The sequence below is a fragment of the Massilia varians genome, assembly GCF_027923905.1.
Lineage (GTDB): Bacteria > Pseudomonadota > Gammaproteobacteria > Burkholderiales > Burkholderiaceae_D > Telluria > Telluria varians_B.
Window position 1 is genome coordinate 2,994,574 of the sequence record NZ_AP026966.1, and the last position, 19,821, is coordinate 3,014,394.

The window sequence follows — 19,821 nt, forward strand, 5'->3', positions numbered from 1 at the left end:
GAGGAGTGTAGTGGTCTAATGTCCCCGGACACCTCGATAGGTGGATAATTCACCTTCGAAGGAGTTTACATGACCAGGCAACGCCGCAATTTTGACCCCAGCCTCAAGCTCGAGGTCGTCCGCATGATCACGGAACAAGGGCTCAGCATTTCTCACGTCAGCCAGACAATGGATATCGGCGTGACCGCGATCCGTCGCTGGATGAAGCAATATGAGGCCGAGCAACAGGGCCAGCCAGGGATTGGCAAACCGTTGACGGCTGAGCAGCAGCGTATTCGTCAGCTCGAGCAGGAAAACCGTCAGCTTCGTAGTGATGTGGACGTCTTAAAAAAAGCATCGGCCTTCTTTGCCCGCGAGCTCAAGTGAGCTACCGGCTCATCGACGAGCTGCAAATGAAGGCCATCCCTGTGACACAAACCTGTCGCCTTCTCGGCGTGAGCCGGGCCGGGTTTTACGAAGCCAAGCACCGTGCCGCCAAGCCAATTTTTTGCAAAGCGAGCGTGCACCTGCGAACCGCGTTCATGAGCAGCGGCCAGAGTTACGGCAGCCGCCGCCTGGTCACGGCGCTGGCTAATAGCGGCCTCCAGATCGGGCGTTACAAGGTGCGTCGGCTGATGCAGCAGGCTAGCCTGAAGCCAGTCTGGAAGCGCAAGTTCGTGCACACGACCGACAGCAAGCATGCCCTGCCGGTTGCTCCGAACGTGCTTGCCAGGCAGTTCAACCCGGCAGCGCCAAATCTGGCTTACGCCTCGGATATCACGTACATCCGCACTGGCGCCGGCTGGCTGTATTTGGCTGTCGTGCTCGACCTGTTCTCGCGCAGAGTCGTGGGCTGGGCGATGGCACCGAGCATGCCAGCGACTTTGGTCTGTGATGCCCTGCGCATGGCGATCCAGGCGCGCCGCCCGCCTGCGGGGCTGATCGTCCATTCCGACCGTGGCAGCCAGTATGCGAGCGACCAGTACCAGGCCATGTTGACCGAACATGGCTTTGTCTGCAGCATGAGCCGCAAGGGAAACTGCTGGGATAACGCCGTCGCTGAACGCTTCTTCCTGAACCTGAAGATGGAACGTGTCTGGCAGCGCAATTACGCCAACCACGCGGAAGCGAAGCTTGACGTGGCCAACTACATCGCCGGCTTCTACAACTGCGAGCGCCTGCATTCAGTTTTGGGCAATTTGCCGCCCAGCGTCTATGAACGCACAATGGCAGCGAAAGAACCTATCGTCGTGTCCGAAATTACTTGACCACTACAGAGGGCCCGCGGCACTGAGCCGCTGAAAACGTCCGTTTTCAGTTGTCGAAACGGTCATTCCATCGCAAGTCCGAGTTGCCATATGGTTAAGATCAGCAATTCATGTATCCGCTCTGCTTAACCCCAATGAAAGGAATGTGTATGACTGTTCCGCAAGACAACAACCATCGCGGTGCTCCCCCGTAACTTTCTGCATTGCTGGGAAAGGAGTCGACGACCCTCCCAGTCGATTTCGAAAACATCCTTATCGCCCGATCTGATGGTCGGGAAAGGAAGTTAATCACGACGTATAAACAGGAGGTAAAAGCGTCTAGAGACTGCTTTCACCGTACTTTGCGTCGTTAGTCCAGACAACTGTACTAAAGTACTCCGTCACCTATTTACAATTAATCATATGCGTATAAGGCAGAATTAAAGTGATTACTCGTGCGCAGGGCGCACCAAGTCAATTTTACAAAAAATCTCGAAACTAAAACTATCGCCACGAAGCGATAAAAGACTGGAGGCGACGAGCCAAGTTAAACTAAAAGTGAGTACTTGAGGCGGAATCAACCTTTTTCCCGCAAATATCCGCAAAATCGAAAGATCGTGCATAGAATTAGTTTGGAGCGCTGTTGGCCCTCAGCCGGTCGGGACATTCCAACTCGGCTCTCACATATAACGCCGCATAATCTATATTATGTTAAATGGCGTCGTGCACGTCGAGCTGTGTGTCCTTGGTCAGAGTCGACCGACAGAATATACCCCCTGATACCGACAGAATCCTGTGAATTCTTGCGTTTCCGGAAACGATCGCGAATTACTCACACTATTCTGTCACGCTTTTAGGGTCGCCTCGGGAATGATCAAACTGTTCTGTCGAGGTTCAGACCTTCGTTTTGGCCCGTGGCACCCGGATTTTCGACATCTTCACAAAATTCTGTCGTGCTCTGCTAAGGGCTTGGCATGCATGTCGGCGACAAACTCACATCATTCTGTCGTCAACAACGTACTCACATTATTCTGTCGCTACCAAGACGGCCCGTCCAACTGTCGGGACGGTTTTCTACCCCCAACCGGGGTGCCTACGAGACTTGGCGTAACGCAGTTCGTGGATTTTGTGCCAACAAAGCGGCCGCCGATGGTCCAATAGTCTAGTATTTTGCCGCACGAAACAGCGATAGTTGCTGAGACCATTTATTGTTCGCACATCCAAGAGAATGACCACGCCGCTCTTAGAACTACGTAAAGGATGCGAGAGAAGACTCAGCCATTACTGCCAAAGCTGGGATGCGTAGATTTTTCTTCTGATAGTTCAGACGGCGCGGACGCTTTTTCAGGTGGGAAAACGAAAGAAATACTAAAGTGAGCGCATGGCCAAATGACCGCTTGATTGAAGTCCAGGACTTGGGGCTTGCTTGCGGCCATGCTCGACCCTTCAGTCAGCTCGCATCAGGTGTGCCGACCAGGGGTCTATTCGAGTAGTTCCTAGCGAAATAATGTCCGGATTCCAAAAAAAACTGAACTCGACATTACAGAACATAATGTCGAGTTGATTAAAGAAGCAAGAAATAGCACGACGAACTGCTATTTTTGACCAGTCGCGGTCAAAGGGTTCTCATGGCGAGCAGTGGACTTGGTTTGGTCGTATGAGCCGAAGCATCGTCCAGTGTAACACCAGGCCATGAGGCGCCGGATCGCTGATCCTTATATGTCGTTGCCCTTGCTTTCCTTACTCTGTCGCTTGCTTCTGGTTGAGGACTTTTGGCGCGTGCTAACTTCTCTTCGCGCCCTTTCGAGCTCATCACGCAACTGGTCGACCCGTGCACTGTCGCCGGCGGCTTGTCGTACCGCGGCGTCGAGATGCGTTCGCACGGCCTGCAATTCTACCCTCTCTCGATCCCGCTCGTAATTCAGGGCTTCGACAGAGTTCTGTAGCGCGCCGATCTGCTCTCTCAAGTGCCCAATCGTCGTCTGCGCCGCATTGTGTTCTGAGCGTAATCGGTCGAGGGCCGCAGTGTGCTCTGCCCGTTCTATGTCGAGTCTTTTCTGTAGCTTTGCCGCCGCCGTACGTTCCCTGTCGATTTCGACGAGCGCCCGCTTTTCCATATCTGCGAATCGTTCCTCGGCCAGACGAGTGCGGTCAGTCAGTCTCTCCCGCTCAGTGGCGTGCTCGGCACTCAATTGGTCCATTCGCGCCCCCAGGGTACGAATCTGACCATGCGCCTCCCCCAATCTCGCTTCCAGACTTTCCCTGGTGGCCGCCGCAGCCGCCAGTTCCTCACGCAGGTGGGCAGCGTCTTCTTTGCTTGCGCTCAGGTTCGTTCGTACCTGTTCTAGAGAATTTAGTGCATCCGCTTTGGCCGCCTGCGCGCGCGCAACCTCGGCTTTTGCGCTGTCCACTGCAGCAGCCGCATCTACTTGGAGCGCTGCCAGTGACTCGCGGGATTTCGACTGAGCTGATCTCCACAGGGCGGCGACCAAGTCGCCAGCCGCAGTTCGTAACTCGTCTGGAAGGTCCGAATGCTCGATCGTGACACGTGAGCGTTCGCGCAGCGTCTTCCAGAAGTGATTCAGCGCTTCGGTCGGTGCCGACATGCTGCCCTTGCGCACTAGCTGATACAACTTGTTCGCTGTTGGCGTAATGCCATGCCGGAAAAATAGTAATACGCAGACCTCGCGGTACAGGTCCTGGGTGCGCGGAAACCGCTCGCGCAGCTCCGCCACGCTGGCAGCGATAGCGTTTTCGATCGAAAGCTCTTCGGTCTTCATTGAAAGAACCCTAGTCAGAAGATTTTGTAATATTACATATTACGTCGTAAAACCGACGCCCTACTCTGAAAATATGACATTACTTCTATAATGTCAAATAAGCTTTCGTGTGACGCGGTATTCCTGCTTGTTCATGCTATTTGAGCTGTCGATGCTGTGGAACGATTTCAGGCTTGCTTTGATCGAGACTGGGCCATGAAGTAGCTTAGGCTGGCACCGAACTGTAGCCCTCGATGTGACCAGGTTGGATAATGCCTTTCTTGGGCTGAGGTGCGCCAGCCCACCGCGATAAGCAACCTCGACATGATCCAATGAGAGTCGGAAAGCTAAACTTCATACTTCTTTAACGGATGGGGGGTAGGCTTTGCAGCAGCGAAATTGCGCCTACCTACTCTTGCCACCCCTGCCAGGCTTTCTTCTGCCGCGCGTATTGGTTTCTTTCGCTCGGCTTTTGCGACTGCGGCGTCGCTGGATCTCGCCGTAAGCAATGAACCCGGCGGCGAGGATGCCGAAGATGACCCCGACCATTACCGTCAAACCGACCATCTCGTCTGTGACACCGAAATTCATGTGCGGCTTCCCCTCAAGCGTAGCGCATTACCGCTCACCGAAACCGAATTCAGGCTCATGGCCAGCGGCGATCATTTGCGACAGGCGTTGTCCAGTAAAGGGATAAAGTAGACCTGCGGCGAGCAGAATTCCCATGGCGTTGTAAACAGTGTCAAAGCCGAGATTCTGCCTCATATTGCGCACAGTCTCCAGTGAAAGAAGTCGCGATCGCGCAATCGCACGCAGGTCGCCTTTGATGAGCGCAACGTGAGCTGATTTAATCGCGATGTCAGTATCGGTTCCATCGCAATCCCGGGATCCGCCTTTGCCAGCGCTGGCGCATCGTTGATGCCATCGCCGGCCATCGCGACGACCTTACCCGGCTGCTGCAGCTGTTTGACCAGAGTAAGGTTGTCCAGCGGTTCGACCTCGCCGTAGACGTCCGAAATGCCGAGCTTTGCAGCGACTGCCTTTGCTGTGGTCACACCATCACCGGTCGCCATCACCACCGTCATGCCAACGTCGCGCAGGGTCGCCATGGCTTCCGGCATCGTCTCCTTGGCCGGGTCCGACACTGCGATCAGGCCCACGAGCTTTCCTTGTAGTGCAGATACATCACCCTTGCGCTGACATGCCGAAGCTCTTCCGAGACCTTTTTAAAGCGGCGTCCAGTCAACCCTCCCGATATCCATGAGCGCGGTGTTACCCAATGCTACCCCTGTACAGTGTCACGCTCAACAATGCCGCTGGACGATTCGAAGGTCGCAGGTTTGTGCAGCGGCAGATTCCGCCCACGTGCCTCAGCGACGATCGCATGTGGCACCGGATGCTCGCTCCCCGCGTGTTCGATGTCGCTCCTGTTCCCTAGCAGGGCGTCGCGGAGGCTCGTACCGGGAGCGGCTTCGGTCCTTGCTCCGGCAGGAGCACAATCCGGATGGGGAAGCACCGTAATACTACGCATTCATGCCATCCTTGCCCAAGCCTGGGCTCCGGTAGCGACAAAACAGGCATCCGCCAGCGGGGCCGCGCGTTCGCACCGATACGCCGTCCAGGACGCTGGCAGGGGTGACGTCGTCTGCCCTCCCCTGTGCAGTCCCAATGTTCCTCACAGACCATAGCGCACCGGGGTCAGCGCGCGAATCCGCCTCCTGTAGCGTGCGGCTGTCCTTAGGTTTAAGGGCAAACATGAAAGCCTCCAGTATGTAGACAAGTCCACTGTAAACCTTCCAACTATGGAAAGGTCTAGCGAATTGTTTCATGGAGTTGCGATTCGCTACTTCAGCCCGATTTGCTCTGAAGTATCAGGTGAGGAGACGGTCTCGGCGCGGTCTGGGTGGAAGCACGGAGGCCGCTCCAAGCCAAAATTGTCGTGATATACTCCCCGCAACAATGAACCGTGCTCTGAAGACATTTTTGGTTTGGCTACTGCTGGCCGTGCTTCCGCTCCATGCGGTTGCCGCTGGCCGTTTATCGTGCGGACCGGTTCACCAGCAGTCCAGCCAGGAATCGATTGATCCGGTTTCGCAGTCCCACGAGCACATGGCCGATGCACATGCCCAGCACGGCGGGGAGCATGCAAGCCAGGTGGACGACTCCATGGCCGATGCCGAACCGGCGGACTCCAAGGCCGAGAAAAAGTCATACGCCACCTGCAGCGCCTGTTCCGCGTTCTGCCTGGGCGCCGTCGCGCCACCCTCCACTCATCTCGCAGTCCCGGCTGTCGATGGCTCAGACGCAGTCGTCGTCGCGCCTGCGGCCTTCGCCGTAGGCTTCATCCAGGACGGCCCCCAGCGCCCTCCCCGGCATCAGTCCACTTAATCGTAGCGAGAGCTGACCCGGCTGCCTTTCAGCGCCGCGGTCATGGCTATTAAGCACTCGCGTGTGCATGTGCACGCCCTGTTACCGATTTTGAGGATTGACCATGACCTCCAAGCTTTGGGCCGCCGCCATCGGCGCCCTGCTGACCCTGCCGATTTGTGCGCAGGCCCAGCAATCCCGTCCGCTCGCGGACCCCGCAGACCCCACTGTGGCAGTGCCACCGACCGTGTACGAATCGGTCATGACCGTTCATTCGCGCGCGCCGCAGGACAGCCAGACGACGCCTGATAAATCCTGGCGAGCCGCAAACGATGCCGTTGCCGGCCTGCCGGGCCACGCGGGACATAGTGACACTGGCGGTGAACAGAACAAGCACGGCAACAACGCGGCGCCGGCTCCGTCCGCACCCGCGTCGCCAGTGAAGCCGGTCAGTCCAGCGCCTGTGGATCACAGCAAACATCATTAAGCCGAACACCTAATGACAACAAAGCTTCCTATTCCTACACTGCGTGCCGTCGCGGCAGGCGCCATGGTCCTTGCGTTAAGTGGATGCGCGACGTTCTCCAAGGACGGCGGCCTGGACGTTGTCTCATCCTTGACCGCCGAGCGCACCGGCCAGGACGTTCGCCTGCCCAAGACGAATGCCGATAGCGCAGCCACCCAGGACGAGATGAACCAGCTGCTGAAACAGCCTCTCTCCGCCGACAGCGCCGTCCGTGTCGCCCTGATCAACAACCGCGGCTTGCGGGCGTCACTCGCCGAACTGGGTGTCGCCGAAGCCGACCTGGTGCAAGCGGGCCGCATGGCCAACCCCGGCTTCGGCTTCAGCCGCTTGTCTGGTGGCGGCGAAACGGAGATAGAACGTAGCGTCATGTTCGATCTCGTCGGTCTCGTAACCATCCCGATCCGTCGCGATATCGAGTCGCGCCGCTTTGAGAGCGCCAAGCTGGTCGCGGCAACCGAAGCGGTCCGGCTCGCGGCAGACACGCGCAAGGCCTACTTCAATGCTGTCGCGGCTGTGCAGTCGGCGCGCTATGCGGAGCAGGTGCGTGAAGCGGCTGGCGCGAGCGCCGAGCTGGCACAGCGCATGGCCAAAGTCGGGAACCTCAGCGCCCTCGACCAGGCGCGCGAACAGGCATTCTCGAGCGAAGCCTCGACCCAGCTGGCACGTGCACGGCACAGTGCGACGGCTGCGCGCGAGCAGCTTGCCCGGCAGATGGGTGTGTGGGGAGAGAACACGGCATTCCAGCTTCCGGACAAGCTGCCCGAGCTGCCGGCGGTTCCGCGGGAGGCAGGCAATATCGAGTCGCTCGCGATGCAGCAGCGCCTCGATGTACGCCTGGCAAAGCTCGGCACCGAGTCGACTGCGCGCGCACTGGGCCTGACGAAGGCGACTGGCGTCATCAACGTCCTCGACGCGGGATACGTCGACTCGAGCAAATCCGGCGCACACCGCGAAAATGGATACGAGATCGAACTCGCCCTACCGATCTTCGATTGGGGAGGCGCACGTGTGGCGAAGGCCGAGGCGCTCTACATGCAATCGGTCCACCGCACCGCGGACACCGCCATTAATGCCCGGTCACAGTTCCGCGAAGCGTATTCTGCTTATCGGACAAGCTATGACGTCGCCCGGCAGCATCGGGACGAGCTGGTACCGCTACGGAAGAAAATCTCCGAGGAGAGCCTGCTCCGCTACAACGGCATGCTCATGAGCGTATTCGAACTGCTGGCCGACGCACGCGCCCAGATTGGGGGCGTGAATGCGGCCATCGACGCCCAGCGAGAGTTCTGGATCGCCGAAACGGATCTGCAGGCCGCGATCAGCGGCAGCGGCGGTTCGTCGATCGCCATGGCCTCAACCGCCGCGCCTGCCGAAGCCGCCGCGGAACACTAAACAAGGAATGAATCAACAATGAGTTCTCGTCGAGATTTCTTCACTGGCGCAGCCGCCCTGGTCGGCGCCGGACTGGTCAGCCGCGCCGGCGCGGCCACGCTCCCGGAAGCCCCGATCATGACCAGCGCGGCCACGCAGCCGCCTCCGCCGCCGCCGAACGGCCGACCGTACAATCCGGTCGTCACCCTGAACGGCTGGTCGCTGCCCTGGCGCATGAACAATGGCGTCAAGGAGTTCCTCCTGATCGCCGAACCGGTGGTGCGCGAGATCGCGCCTGGCATGAAGGCCAACCTGTGGGGCTACAACGGCCAGAGCCCGGGGCCGACCATCGAGGTGGTGGAAGGCGACCGCGTGCGCATCTTCGTCACCAACAAACTGCCGGAGCACACCAGCATCCACTGGCATGGCCAGCGCCTGCCCAACGGCATGGACGGCGTCAAGGGCCTGACCCAGCCGGGCATCCAGCCGGGCAAGACCTTCGTCTACGAATTCGTCGCTCGCCGTCCGGGCACCTTCATGTACCACCCGCACGCCGATGAAATGGTGCAGATGGCGATGGGCATGATGGGCTTCTGGGTCACGCACCCGAAGAATCCGGCCCATCACAAGGTTGATCGCGATTTCGTATTCCTGCTGAACGCCTACGACATCGAGCCGGGCAGCTACACCCCGCGGGTCAACGAAATGCTCGATTTCAATATCTGGACCTTTAACAGCCGCGTTTTCCCGGGCATCGATACCATGAACGTGCGCCAAGGCGACCGCGTGCGCATCCGCACCGGCAACCTGACGATGACGAACCACCCAATCCACCTGCACGGACACGAGTTCGAGGTTACGGGCACCGATGGCGGATGGACCCGGCCCGAGTCGCGCTGGCCGGAGGTCACGACCGACATCGCCGTTGGCCAGATGCGTGCTATCGAGTTCATCGCGGACGAGCCGGGCGACTGGGCCTTCCACTGCCACAAGTCGCACCACACGATGAACGCGATGGGACATGACGTGCCAACCCTCATCGGCGTCGACCACCGCGGCGTCGCCGAGAAGATCACCAAGCTCGTGCCGGACTACATGGTCATGGGCGAGAAAGGCGGCTCGATGGGCGACATGGAGATGCCGCTCCCGGAAAACACGCTGCCGATGATGACGGGCCAGGGCCCATTCGGCGGCGTCGAGATGGGAGGCATGTTCACCGTGCTCAAGGTACGCAAGGACCAGAAGCCGGGTGACTACATAGATCCGGGCTGGTACAAGCATCCTGCCGGCACTGTCGCCTACGAGTGGAAAGGCGAGCCTCCGGCTGCGGTGCGCAGCCAGGGCGCTGGCGGCCAGGCGATGCCGGCTGCAAAGCCTGCGGACATCGAGGTAACCGTTCGTAAGCCGACTAGCCACCAGGGCCATCACTGAATAAAGTACGACCTCAACCAGAGTACGAAAGGAGTCTCTAATGAACCGTTTATTACGTCAGGCCGGACTCGCCACTGCCTTGTGCGCACCCATGTTTGCAATGGCGACCGCTCCGGTCATCGAGGTCTTCAAGAGCGAATCCTGCGGCTGCTGCGCGGCCTGGGTGGATCACCTGAAGGCCAATGGCTTCGCGCCCAAAGTGTCGAACGTCGCCAATCCGTCGGATTACCGCGAACGGGGTGGCATCCCCAACGAGCTTGGCTCGTGCCATACCGCGATGGTACAAGGCTACGCGATCGAAGGACACGTGCCGGCGAGCGACATCAGGCGGCTACTGGTCGAACAGCCGAAGGCAAAGGGACTGGCTGTGCCGGCCATGCCGCTCGGCTCCCCCGGCATGGAAGGCCCGCGCAAGGATCCGTTCGACGTCCTGCTTGTACAGGCGGATGGCAAGACCAAGGTTTTTAAGCACTACAAATAAACTCTCTTTCTTCACCACTGAAAGGAATGAACATGAACGCTTGCTCGAAATTCACTCTCGCTATTACCCTGGCTGCCGCAGCTTCCGTTGCCGCCGCCCAGAACGGCGCCCACAGCGGCCATGGCGCCCATGACGCCCATGACGCCCATGCTGGCCACGCCGCACCGGCGACTGCCGAACTGACCGACGGCGAAGTCAAGAAGATCGACAAGGAGGCCGGCAAGATCACGCTGCGCCATGGCGAACTCAAGAACCTCAACATGCCGGCAATGACCATGGTATTCCGCGTCAAGGATTCGGCCATGCTCGGCCAGGCAAAGGCTGGCGACAAGGTCAAGTTCGCAGCTGACCGCGTCAACAACGCAGTCACGATCGTCCAGCTCGAGGTGGCCCGGTAAACCCAGCACCCATGAACCGGGCTCGGTATGCCTGATCGCGTTATTCGAGCCCTTTTGAAGTTCAGATTTTGAAATCGTCGTAGGCGATGTCAGCCTCCGCGACTCCAAGACTGCGTAGCATTGCCCGGGTACTCGACAGCATCGCCGGCGGGCCGCAGACGTAGAACTCGAGCGATCCAATGTCCTGGTGCCTGCGAAGCAGGCCCTCCAGCACGGCCTCATGTACCAGCCCCGCGGGCGCGCCGTTCTCCGCTTTTTCCTCAGACAGTACCAGGTGCCAGTGGAAGTTTGGGTGCCCCGATGCAAATGCCCGCATTTCGTCCACATAAGGAGCATCGCGCCGGGTGCGCGCCCCATACCAGAAGTGCAGCTGCTCGGTCGCTCCCTTTAGCAGCAGCTCATGGATCATTACACGCAATGGCGCCATCCCGGCGCCGCCGCCGATGAACACCTTCTCGCGCGATCCCGGCTTCAGCGCAAAGTCGCCGAACGGCCCGCTGAAGCCAAGCTCGTTGCCCACCTTGAGGGTGTACATGTAGCCTGATCCCCGTCCCGGCCGTTCCCCCGGCATGAAGCGGACCAGGAAGGTCAACTGCGAGCCGGCGCACTCCATGGGAATCGATATCGAGTACGACCTTCGAACGGGCGCATCGTTGGCAAGCGCCGACAGCGAACCTGCGGCGCGCCAGTCCTGCTGATGGTCGCCAGGGACATCTAGGTGGCTGGGATCACGCACATACGCGGGAACGTGGATCTGGACATAGGCGCCTGGCCGGCATTTCACCTGTCTGTCCGGACGCACCGTGATCTCTCGAAGGAACGGCGTAAGCGGCTTGACGCCGGTGACCACGCCAACCCGCTCGGCAGAGGATGCAAGGGCATTCTCGACGTCGATATCGGTACTGCGCGTCACCGGAAGGTTGCAGGCCAACCTGTATCCCGCCGCGAGCTTCTGTGGCGCCAGCAGCGCGCGGTCGGCGCCGGTAGGTTCGGGCGCGCGGCCAAGGCATCTCACCTCGCACAGTCCGCAGCTTCGGCCTCCGCCGCAGTTCGACGGCAACTGCAGGCCCGAGTGGGCGAGCGCCTGAAACACGGTCTCGCCCTGGAGTGCTTCCACCGCGCGCAGGGGCGTTCCGTTTCCCTCCACCAGATTGACGCTACGGCACCGGCGACAGCGGCTCGGCACAAATTCTGCGAGCCGGAGACTGGAGAACAGCAGCCAGACTCCAGTCAGTGCCATCCACAGTCCGCCGATCGCATTGGAGATTAGCAAGGGATTGTTGAAATTGGTCCGCTCGCTATAGTCCATGATGTGGAGCATCCAGAACAGGTCGAACAGGCGCCAGGTACTGTTCCTGTGTTCGAGCACCACCCCCGACCGGCTGGAGACATAGATCGATGTTTCGTCCGGATCGTCGAAGTCGACGCGCCAGACAGGCTCCTTGTGTGCACGTGCCTCGAGCGTGAAGTTCAGCAGGCGCGGTGTGCCGGCTTTGCCGGTTCCCGAATAGGACTTGTGGGCAATCTCCGCAGCCAGGCTGGCGTCCACCGCGACCGCTTCCCCGTCCGATGCGCCGACCAGCCAGCTGCGCTTGTTGTTCTGCAGCCGATAAAGGGGCCGGTCGAGCAGCTAGCCGGAAGTAATTGCCATGACGTTTTCCCGGCTGGCCGCAAGCACGTCGTCCGTGCTACGCACGTCGAGGGGCCATGCGGGCGCCGCCGGCGGCTTGATGCGGAATTCGCGTCCCTGCACCTTGGTCGCGTCGAGCAGGCTCATGACAACGCCGCTCGACATCCACAACAGGAACTGGATCGCCAGGATCACCCCACCCACTTGTGCAGGCGTCTCATCCATTGGCTCATGCCTGTTTCCTCCGTTTGAAGCTGTAGAAGAGCAGCCATGCCCCGCCAAGGGTGAACAGCAAGCCGGTGATCGACGCCGTGCGCAGCAGCGTGTTGTTCACGTTCTCGCGTTCCTCGTAGTCCATGATGTGGAACATCCACAGGAAATCGAACCACCGCCAGAGTTCGTGGTGCCGCGCCACCAAATCGCCGCTGTGAGGCGAAAAATAGAGCGTCGTCTCACCCGGCTCGTCGTAATGGACGGCCCACAGCGGCACCGGCCGTGACGCGACTTCCTAAGGAGCCTTTGTCACCCATTCGACACCCTTGATGCTGCCCTCCCCCACGTAGGCCACATCGGCCAGGGCAATGATCTTGTCGCGATCGAGTGGGCTGATCTTCTCTCCACTCGTGGCGTCCACCAGGCTTGTTTGCTGCCCCTGCTGGATCTCGTAGACCTCCTTGCCCAGCAGGTTTTTCATGCGAACGGCAGTGATGCCCGGATAGGTCTCATGCAGGCGAGCCTGGGTGACGCGGGTAGCGGAGGGCTTGAGCGGTACGGTCGGGACGTGGGCCAGGTGGTCGCCGTGAATGACCTCCAGCGGAACGACGACCATATAAAGGCCACTGATCATCCAGAGTAGTGCCTGCACGCCGATGACAAGTCCAATCCATTTGTGGGCGCGTCGCACCCAGAAGGCTAATTGCATAGTTGTTGTAATGATGAAGTTACCCACTCAGCCCGGCGGCCCGGTGCGAAGCATACATGCTTGCAGGCTCCTTGGCATCATTGGTCAGCCACACAACCAATGCCGGAACAGAAGCTTGGACCCGCCACGTAATATGGTTAGAATGGCAGGGACCGCCGTTACCCACCTAAACCCGATGCGACGCTCCTTGCCGGAACTGTTCAGATTCATTGCACTGCTCCTCGTCATGACCCTCATGACGTCGGGCATGGCGATGGCATCCTATGTGTGTCCGGAGCTGGTCGGCAAGCCGGCACCCATGCAGATGATGGACGGCGAGCCCTGCGCCGGCATGGATATGGAACGTCCCGTCCATTGCGCCGAATTCTCGGCCGACACCAAGGCTTCGGTCGATCACCATCATCCGGTTCCCGCGCTGACCCTTCTGTCTCCCGCAAGCCTGGTTCGTATCGTCGCGCCTGTCTCGGCGCTCGCGATCGTCCCGCCCTGGACCGGCGACCTTCCTGAGCCGGGCGCCGGCCCGCCCTACCTGCGAACCCTGCGCATCCGAGTCTGATCACCTCCCATTTGGCATGTGCCCGGCGAGCCGCCGGCGCTCGTTTTCATTTGCGGAGGATGTATGTATTCTATTTTCACGTCACGTCATGAGGTGCCGGCCAGGCCTGCACGCTCCGGTCACGCCCTGATCGTGGCCTTATTTTTGTTTGCTTCCGTGGGCGCGTCAGCCGCGCCGGATCGGCTCACCCTGAACGAAGCCTTGCGGCTTGCAACGTCCGTATCGGCATCTGCAAAAGCGGCGCGAGTCTCGGTCGCGGCCAGCGAGCATGCTGCCGCGCGCGCAGGCCAGCTGCCCGATCCCACCCTGAAATTGGGCATCGATAACCTGCCCGTAACGGGCCCCGAGCGCTTCCGTCCCAATGCCGATTTCATGACGATGCGCAGGATCGGCATCGAACAGCAGTGGATTTCCCGCGACAAGCGGCAGGCCAGGTCGGAGCTGGCACGCCGTTCAGTCGAGGCCGTCGAGGCGGCCCGGCTGGACAAGCTTGCGAATATCCGGGTCGAGACCGCGAAAGCCTGGCTGACCGTGCTGTACAAGCAGCGCGCACTCGGCCTGTCCAGCTCTATTGCACGGGAAATGGCAAGCGAGCTTTCCGCCCTCCAGGCGGCGCATCGCGGGGCCAAGGCCTCCGCCAGCGACGTGCTGCAGGCAAGGAACGAACTGCTGCTCAGCGGCGACGGCGTCGATGCGGCCGAGCAGGACCTGCAGACCGCGCTCCTCCAGCTGCGCCGTTGGATCCGCACCGAAACCAAAGCCGTGTCCGATGAGGCGCCGAACCTCGAGATAGCGGTGAACCGCTTCGCCATGCCGAACCTGGAGCGGAATCACCCGGCCATCCTCAGCGCGCGCCGTGCCGTCGACCTGGCCGATGCCGACGCCGGCGCGGCCGTACACGAGAGCCGTCCCGACTGGTCGTTCGAAGCCGGCTTCGCCCAGCGCAGCAGCCAGTATTCGAACATGGTCTCGTTCGGCGTCAGCATCCCCTTGACAGTCAATCGAACGCAGCGCCAGGATCGCGAGATCGCGGAGAAGGCCGAACTGGGCACGCGGGCAAGGCTGGAGTACGAGGAAGCGCTGCTTGAGACACAATCGTTGACCGAGGCCCAGTTGGGGCAGCTCGACAGTCTGAATCGCCGCATCGCGCGGCTCCAGAAGGAATTGCTGCCGACTGCGACCCAGCAGGTCGAGATCGCACTGGCCGATTATCGCGGCGGAACCGGAACACTGACCGCGGTATTCAGGGCCAGGCGTGCCGCCCTTGAGCGCAGGCTGCAGGTCAATGCGCTCGAACTGGAGGCGGGGATGAGTTGGGCGGAACTGGAGCTGCGCCTGATCCCACCGGACATGGCAAGTGCAGGGAGGGTCGGCCAATGAAACGCTCCCATATAACGAGAATTCTCCTCCTCACCTTTGCGGGTGGCTTGATCGGCTATGGTGGCTACTGGCTGGGCGTGAACAAGCCTGTACGCACCTCAGGCGAACACGCTGGCCACAATGCGCCCGCCGCTGCCCCGTCGGATTCGGGCAAGCGCGTCCTGTATTGGCACGACCCGATGGTCCCCGGCAAACGCTTCGACAAGCCAGGCAAGAGCCCGTTCATGGATATGCAGCTGGTCCCGGTGTATGCCGACGAGGGCGAGACGGCCGGGGTCCGAATCGCGCCGACGCTCCAGCAGAACCTCGGCATTCGCTTCGCTACAGTGCGGCGCGAGGAAGTCGCCGACTCGCTCGACCTGGTGGGGACCACCCAGTTCGATACCAGCCGCGAGGAGGTGATCCAGAGCCGTACTGCCGGCTACATCGACAGGCTCCACGTCCGCGCACCACTCCAGCAGGTCAAACGCGGCCAGTCCGTTGCCTCGGTGTTCGTCCCGGAATGGATTGCGCCACAGGAGGAATACCTCGCGCTCAAGCGCGGAGGCGACGCAGCCCTTGCTACTGCTGCACGCCAGCGCATGCGCGCACTCTCGATCCCCGACTCCCTTGTCACGGAGCTGGAGCGTACCGGACGTATGCAGACGCACCAGCTACTCACCTCCCCCGTTTCCGGGATCGTCAGCGAACTCGGGGTGCGCGAAGGGGCCCAGGTCACACCCGGCATGACGATCGCCAAGGTGATCGGCTTGCAGACTGTCTGGTTGCTTGCGGAGGTGCCGGAAGCCCTGATCGGCTCCGCGCGAGCCGGCATGCGGGTGAGCGCGACGGCGGACGGCGAAGCCAGGCGCACCCATGAAGGCAAGGTGAGGGAAATCTTGCCTGGCGTGAATGCCGCGACCCGGACCGCCCAGGCCCGTATTGAACTGGACAACCGCGACGCATCGCTGATGCCTGGCATGCTGATGCGCGTCCGGCTTAGCGCTGCGGTAGCGAAGCCCCGCTTGATAGTGCCGACCGAAGCAGTGATCGCGTCGGGTACTCGCTCCACCGTACTGGTCGCACAGGGCGACCGGCTGCGTCCTGTGGTCGTTACAACCGGTCGCGAGATCGGTGACGCCACCGAGATTCTCAGCGGTCTGGAAGAAGGCCAGAAAGTCGTCGCCTCGGGCCAGTTCCTGATCGATTCCGAAGCAAACCTGAAATCGGTCTTGCCCAAATTTGCGGGTGAGGCACCGGCGGCACGCGCCGATGGCGGCATTGGCCAGGCGCCTGCAGCCGACCGCATGGACGCGATGAAGAAACCGCCCGCCGCTCCTGCACGGGCGCAGAAGCCAGGCAAGGCCACTGCAACCGTGCACACGGCGGTTGGCAAGGTGGAGGAGGTTTCGGCTGATGCCATCACGCTGTCGCACGGACCTGTCGCTACACTGCAATGGCCGCCCATGACGATGGATTTCATGAAGCCCGCGCCTGATGCGTTCAAGGATATCAAGGCCGGCCAGACCGTCGAATTCGACTTCATCGAGGGAGCCGATGGCTACCTGCTCAAGCGGGTCGTGGTAACGAAGGGCGGCAAGCAATGATCGCGCGCATCATCCGCGCCGCGATCGCCGCCCGGGTCTGGGTCCTACTTGCCGCCGCCCTGCTGGCGGCATGGGGCGTCCATTCGCTGCGCACGACCTCGCTCGACGCCCTGCCCGACCTTTCCGACACCCAGGTCATCATTCGCGCCCAGTATCCCGGCAAAGCGCCGCAGCTCGTCGAAGACCAGGTCACGTATCCCCTGACCACCGCCCTGCTGTCGGTGCCCGGGGCGACCTCCGTGCGCGGCTATTCCTTTTTCGGCGACTCCTTCGTCTACGTGCTGTTCAATGACGCGACCGACCTGTACTGGGCGCGTTCGCGCGTGACCGAGTACGTCAACCAGGTGCAAGCCCGTCTTCCCGCAGGCGTGAGGGCCGAGCTGGGTCCCGACGGTACCGGCGTGGGCTGGGTATTAGAGTATGCCCTGGTCGACCGGACCGGGCGACATGACCTCAGCCAGCTGCGCGCACTGAATGACTGGTTCCTGAAGTTCGAGCTGAAGACGGTGCGCGACGTCGCGGAAGTCGCCAGCATCGGCGGCATGGTCCGGCAGTACCAGATCGTCCTCAACCCCGACAAGCTGCGCGCGTTCGGCATGTCCCACACCCGGGTGCTCGATGCGGTTTCACAGGCCAACCAGGAATCCGGAGGCTCCGTCGTCGAAATCGCGGAGACCGAGTACATGGTCCGCTCCCACGGCTACCTCCGTTCCCTGGAGGACTTCCGCAACATCGTCCTGAACGCGAGCGAAGCCGGCACGCCGGTCCTGCTGCGGGACGTCGCCTCGGTGCGTCTGGGGCCGGAGATGCGACGCGGTATCGCCGAGCTCAATGGCCAGGGCGAGGTCGCCGGCGGCGTCGTGATCATGCGGTCCGGGAAGAACGCACTCGACACTATTTCCGCCGTCAAGGCAAGGCTCGAAACGCTCAAGCACTCGCTCCCGAAAGGTGTCGAGATCGTCACGACCTATGACCGCTCGACGCTCATCAAAGCATCAGTCGCCAACCTGGGAAGCAAGCTGGTCGAAGAGTTCGTCGTTGTCGCGATCGTGTGCGCGGTCTTCCTGTTCCACGTTCGCAGCGCACTCGTGGCCGTGCTCACCCTGCCGCTGTGCGTGCTGGCTGCATTCATCGTCATGCGCTACCAGGGCGTGAATGCTAACATCATGTCGCTCGGGGGTATCGCGATTGCCGTAGGCGCCGCCACCGATGCCGCGCTCGTCCTGGTCGAGAACGTGCACAAGCACCTTGAGGCCCATGCGGACGCCAACGCGACCGCGGCGCCTGACGCCAGGACCCGCTGGGAGATCATTGCCCGGGCTTCGGTCGAAGTCGGACCGGCCCTGTTCTTTTCACTGCTGATCGTGACCTTGTCCTTCATTCCGGTGTTCGCGCTCGAAGCCCAGGAAGGCAAGCTGTTCGCCCCGCTTGCCTACACCAAGACCTACACCCTTGCGGCAGCCGCCGGGCTGTCGATCACCCTGGTTCCTGTGCTGATGGGTTACCTCATCCGGGGCAGGATTCCGAAGGAATCCGCCAACCCGATCAACCGCCTGCTCATCAAGGGCTACCGTCCGCTGCTCGACGCCAGTCTCCGCCATCCGAAGACCACCCTGGGCATCGCCGTGATCGCGCTCATGCTAACGGCGATTCCCATTTCGCGCCTTGGTGGTGAGTTCCTGCCGCCCCTGAACGAAGGCGACCTGCTCTACATGCCGTCGGCCCTTCCCGGCCTGTCCGCCGCAAAGGCCGGCGAGCTGCTGCAGCAGACCGATCGGCTGATCAAGACGGTGCCCGAGGTGGCGACAGTCTTCGGCAAGGCGGGCCGTGCGGAGACCGCGACCGACCCGGCGCCGATGGAGATGTTCGAGACCACGATCCAGTTCAAGCCGAAGGACCAGTGGCGCCCTGGCATGACCACGGAAAAACTGGTGGAGGAGCTTGATCGGATCGTCAAGGTACCCGGGCTGTCGAACGTATGGGTGCCGCCGATCCGCAACCGCATCGACATGCTCTCCACCGGTATCAAAACGCCGGTAGGCATCAAGGTGTCCGGGCCGGACCTGGGCCAGATCGACAAGCTGACGACCGCCATCGAGGCCGCCGTCAAGACGGTACCCGGCGTCAGTTCGGCACTCGCGGAGCGGCTCAGCGGCGGCCGCTATATCGACGTCAGCATCGACCGGCAGCGCGCCGCGCGCTACGGGATGAGCGTGGCCGCCATCCAGACGATGGTGTCGACGGCGATCGGTGGCGACAACGTGGGCGAAGTCGTCGACGGGCGGCAGCGCTTCCCGATCAACGTGCGCTATCCGCAGGACTACCGCGATTCGGTGCAGGCCCTGCGCGAGCTGCCGGTCGTCACCGCGCGCGGCGCTCAGATCCGCCTTGGCGACGTAACGACGATTGTCGTGATGGACGGTCCCCCGATGATCCGAAGCGAGAATGCTCGCCTGTCCGGCTGGGTGTATGTCGATGTCCGTGGGGTTGACCTTCTCACCGCCGTTCGTGCGATGCAGGAGCGGGTCCGCGACAAGGTTGCGCTGCCCCCGGGCTATGCGATCGGCTGGTCGGGGCAGTTCGAGTATCTCGAGCGCGCGTCCGAGCGCCTGATGACCGTGGTTCCACTCACCTTGCTGGTAATCTTCCTGCTGCTTTACCTGGCCTTCCGCTCCACGGCGGAAGCGGTACTTCTGATGGCGACAGTGCCGTTCGCACTCGTGGGCGGGTTCTGGCTGGTCTGGCTACTTGGTCACGCGGTATCGGTCGCAACAGCGGTAGGGTTCATCGCGCTTGCAGGGCTGGCGGCGGAATTCGGCGTCGTCATGCAAGTCTATTTGCGTAATGCGCTCCGGAGCCGGCTCGATGCCGGGCGTGCATTGACCAGCGAGCTGGTGTTGGAAGCGATCACGGAAGGTGCGCTCCTGCGGGTACGGCCCAAGGCGATGACGGTCGCCGTCATCGTGGCCGGGCTGCTGCCCATCATGTTCGGAAGCGCGGCCGGCTCCGAGGTCATGCAGCGCATTGCGGCGCCGATGGTGGGCGGGATGGTCACGGCGCCGCTGCTGTCGCTGTTCGTGATTCCTGCCGCCTGGCGGATGCTGCAGGAGCGGCGCATACGTAAAAGGAAGAATCAGGAGACCTAGCTTCAGCCCGCGCCGGACGTACGTGAAGGCGCGCTTTCCTAG

General features: G+C 61.3%; 17 protein-coding genes. 11 read left to right on the top strand and 6 right to left on the bottom strand.

All coding sequences use genetic code 11. The annotated features are described in order from the left end of the window. Nucleotides 1–69: 69 nt before the first annotated feature. A protein-coding gene (locus MasN3_RS13550; protein ID WP_370662286.1) for an IS3 family transposase occupies nt 70–1,247 on the top strand; the annotation gives its coding sequence in 2 pieces (ribosomal slippage) (nt 70–337 and nt 337–1,247; 1,179 coding nt in all). A 1,694-nt stretch (nt 1,248–2,941) separates the two neighbouring features. Here MasN3_RS13550 and MasN3_RS13555 read toward each other — a convergent pair. Further along, nucleotides 2,942–4,006 carry a DNA-binding protein gene (locus tag MasN3_RS13555; protein ID WP_281907727.1) on the bottom strand — a complete coding sequence of 355 codons (1,065 nt, stop codon included), beginning with the start codon at nt 4,004–4,006 and terminating at the stop codon, nt 2,942–2,944. A gap of 378 nt (nt 4,007–4,384) precedes the next feature. Here MasN3_RS13555 and MasN3_RS25305 point away from each other — a divergent pair, with 378 nt between their 5' ends. Beyond that, nucleotides 4,385–4,687 carry a hypothetical protein gene (locus tag MasN3_RS25305; RefSeq protein ID WP_370662287.1) on the top strand — a complete coding sequence of 101 codons (303 nt, stop codon included), beginning with the start codon at nt 4,385–4,387 and terminating at the stop codon, nt 4,685–4,687. 59 nt (nt 4,688–4,746) lie between these two features. On the opposite strand, the gene MasN3_RS25310 is transcribed toward MasN3_RS25305, so the two are convergent. After that, complete coding sequence (locus tag MasN3_RS25310) at nt 4,747–5,145, bottom strand: HAD-IC family P-type ATPase (protein WP_370662288.1); 399 nt, start codon at nt 5,143–5,145, stop codon at nt 4,747–4,749. 1,331 nt (nt 5,146–6,476) lie between these two features. On the opposite strand from MasN3_RS25310, the gene MasN3_RS13565 reads away from it, so the two are divergent. The 5 genes from MasN3_RS13565 to MasN3_RS13585 all read left to right on the top strand — a co-directional run bounded on the left by MasN3_RS13565 (nt 6,477) and on the right by MasN3_RS13585 (nt 10,559). Then, nucleotides 6,477–6,839 (top strand): hypothetical protein, encoded by a 363-nt coding sequence (locus MasN3_RS13565; protein WP_281907730.1) that lies wholly within the window; start codon nt 6,477–6,479, stop codon nt 6,837–6,839. A 63-nt stretch (nt 6,840–6,902) separates the two neighbouring features. Continuing rightward, entirely contained in the window at nt 6,903–8,270 is a 1,368-nt protein-coding gene (locus MasN3_RS13570) for a TolC family protein (RefSeq protein WP_281907732.1), read from the top strand. Between the two features lie 18 nt (nt 8,271–8,288). Beyond that, on the top strand, nt 8,289–9,680 hold the full coding sequence (locus MasN3_RS13575) for a multicopper oxidase family protein (protein WP_281907733.1): 1,392 nt from the start codon (nt 8,289–8,291) through the stop codon (nt 9,678–9,680). 40 nt (nt 9,681–9,720) lie between these two features. Continuing rightward, on the top strand, nt 9,721–10,161 hold the full coding sequence (locus tag MasN3_RS13580) for a DUF411 domain-containing protein (RefSeq protein ID WP_281907735.1): 441 nt from the start codon (nt 9,721–9,723) through the stop codon (nt 10,159–10,161). Between the two features lie 32 nt (nt 10,162–10,193). Then, the gene (locus MasN3_RS13585) at nt 10,194–10,559 is read left to right on the top strand and encodes a copper-binding protein (RefSeq protein WP_281907736.1); all 366 of its coding nucleotides are present in this window, start codon (nt 10,194–10,196) and stop codon (nt 10,557–10,559) included. Between the two features lie 61 nt (nt 10,560–10,620). Here the strand turns inward: MasN3_RS13585 and MasN3_RS13590 are convergent, their stop codons facing one another. From MasN3_RS13590 to MasN3_RS13605, 4 genes are all read right to left on the bottom strand, one after another. After that, a complete protein-coding gene (locus tag MasN3_RS13590) occupies nt 10,621–12,108 on the bottom strand; it encodes an NADH:ubiquinone reductase (Na(+)-transporting) subunit F (protein ID WP_281907737.1) in 1,488 nt (495 codons plus the stop codon). Nucleotides 12,109–12,189: 81 nt separating this feature from the next. Next, nucleotides 12,190–12,414: a hypothetical protein gene (locus MasN3_RS13595; RefSeq protein WP_281907739.1), complete on the bottom strand. Its 225-nt coding sequence runs from the start codon at nt 12,412–12,414 to the stop codon at nt 12,190–12,192. 4 nt (nt 12,415–12,418) lie between these two features. After that, entirely contained in the window at nt 12,419–12,679 is a 261-nt protein-coding gene (locus tag MasN3_RS13600) for a hypothetical protein (protein WP_281907741.1), read from the bottom strand. Nucleotides 12,680–12,697: 18 nt separating this feature from the next. Next, nucleotides 12,698–13,138, bottom strand: a complete 441-nt coding sequence (locus tag MasN3_RS13605; RefSeq protein WP_281907744.1) for a hypothetical protein — start codon at nt 13,136–13,138, stop codon at nt 12,698–12,700. Between the two features lie 160 nt (nt 13,139–13,298). Here MasN3_RS13605 and MasN3_RS13610 point away from each other — a divergent pair, with 160 nt between their 5' ends. From MasN3_RS13610 to MasN3_RS13625, 4 genes are all read left to right on the top strand, one after another. Then, entirely contained in the window at nt 13,299–13,667 is a 369-nt protein-coding gene (locus MasN3_RS13610; RefSeq protein WP_281907745.1) for a hypothetical protein, read from the top strand. 63 nt (nt 13,668–13,730) lie between these two features. Then, nucleotides 13,731–15,047, top strand: coding sequence for a TolC family protein (locus tag MasN3_RS13615; protein ID WP_281907747.1), 1,317 nt, complete (start codon nt 13,731–13,733; stop codon nt 15,045–15,047). Then, entirely contained in the window at nt 15,044–16,633 is a 1,590-nt protein-coding gene (locus tag MasN3_RS13620) for an efflux RND transporter periplasmic adaptor subunit (protein WP_281907748.1), read from the top strand. The genes MasN3_RS13615 and MasN3_RS13620 overlap by 4 nt, the downstream gene beginning before the upstream one ends. Continuing rightward, nucleotides 16,630–19,779: an efflux RND transporter permease subunit gene (locus MasN3_RS13625; RefSeq protein ID WP_281907750.1), complete on the top strand. Its 3,150-nt coding sequence runs from the start codon at nt 16,630–16,632 to the stop codon at nt 19,777–19,779. The genes MasN3_RS13620 and MasN3_RS13625 overlap by 4 nt, the downstream gene beginning before the upstream one ends. Nucleotides 19,780–19,821: the final 42 nt, after the last annotated feature.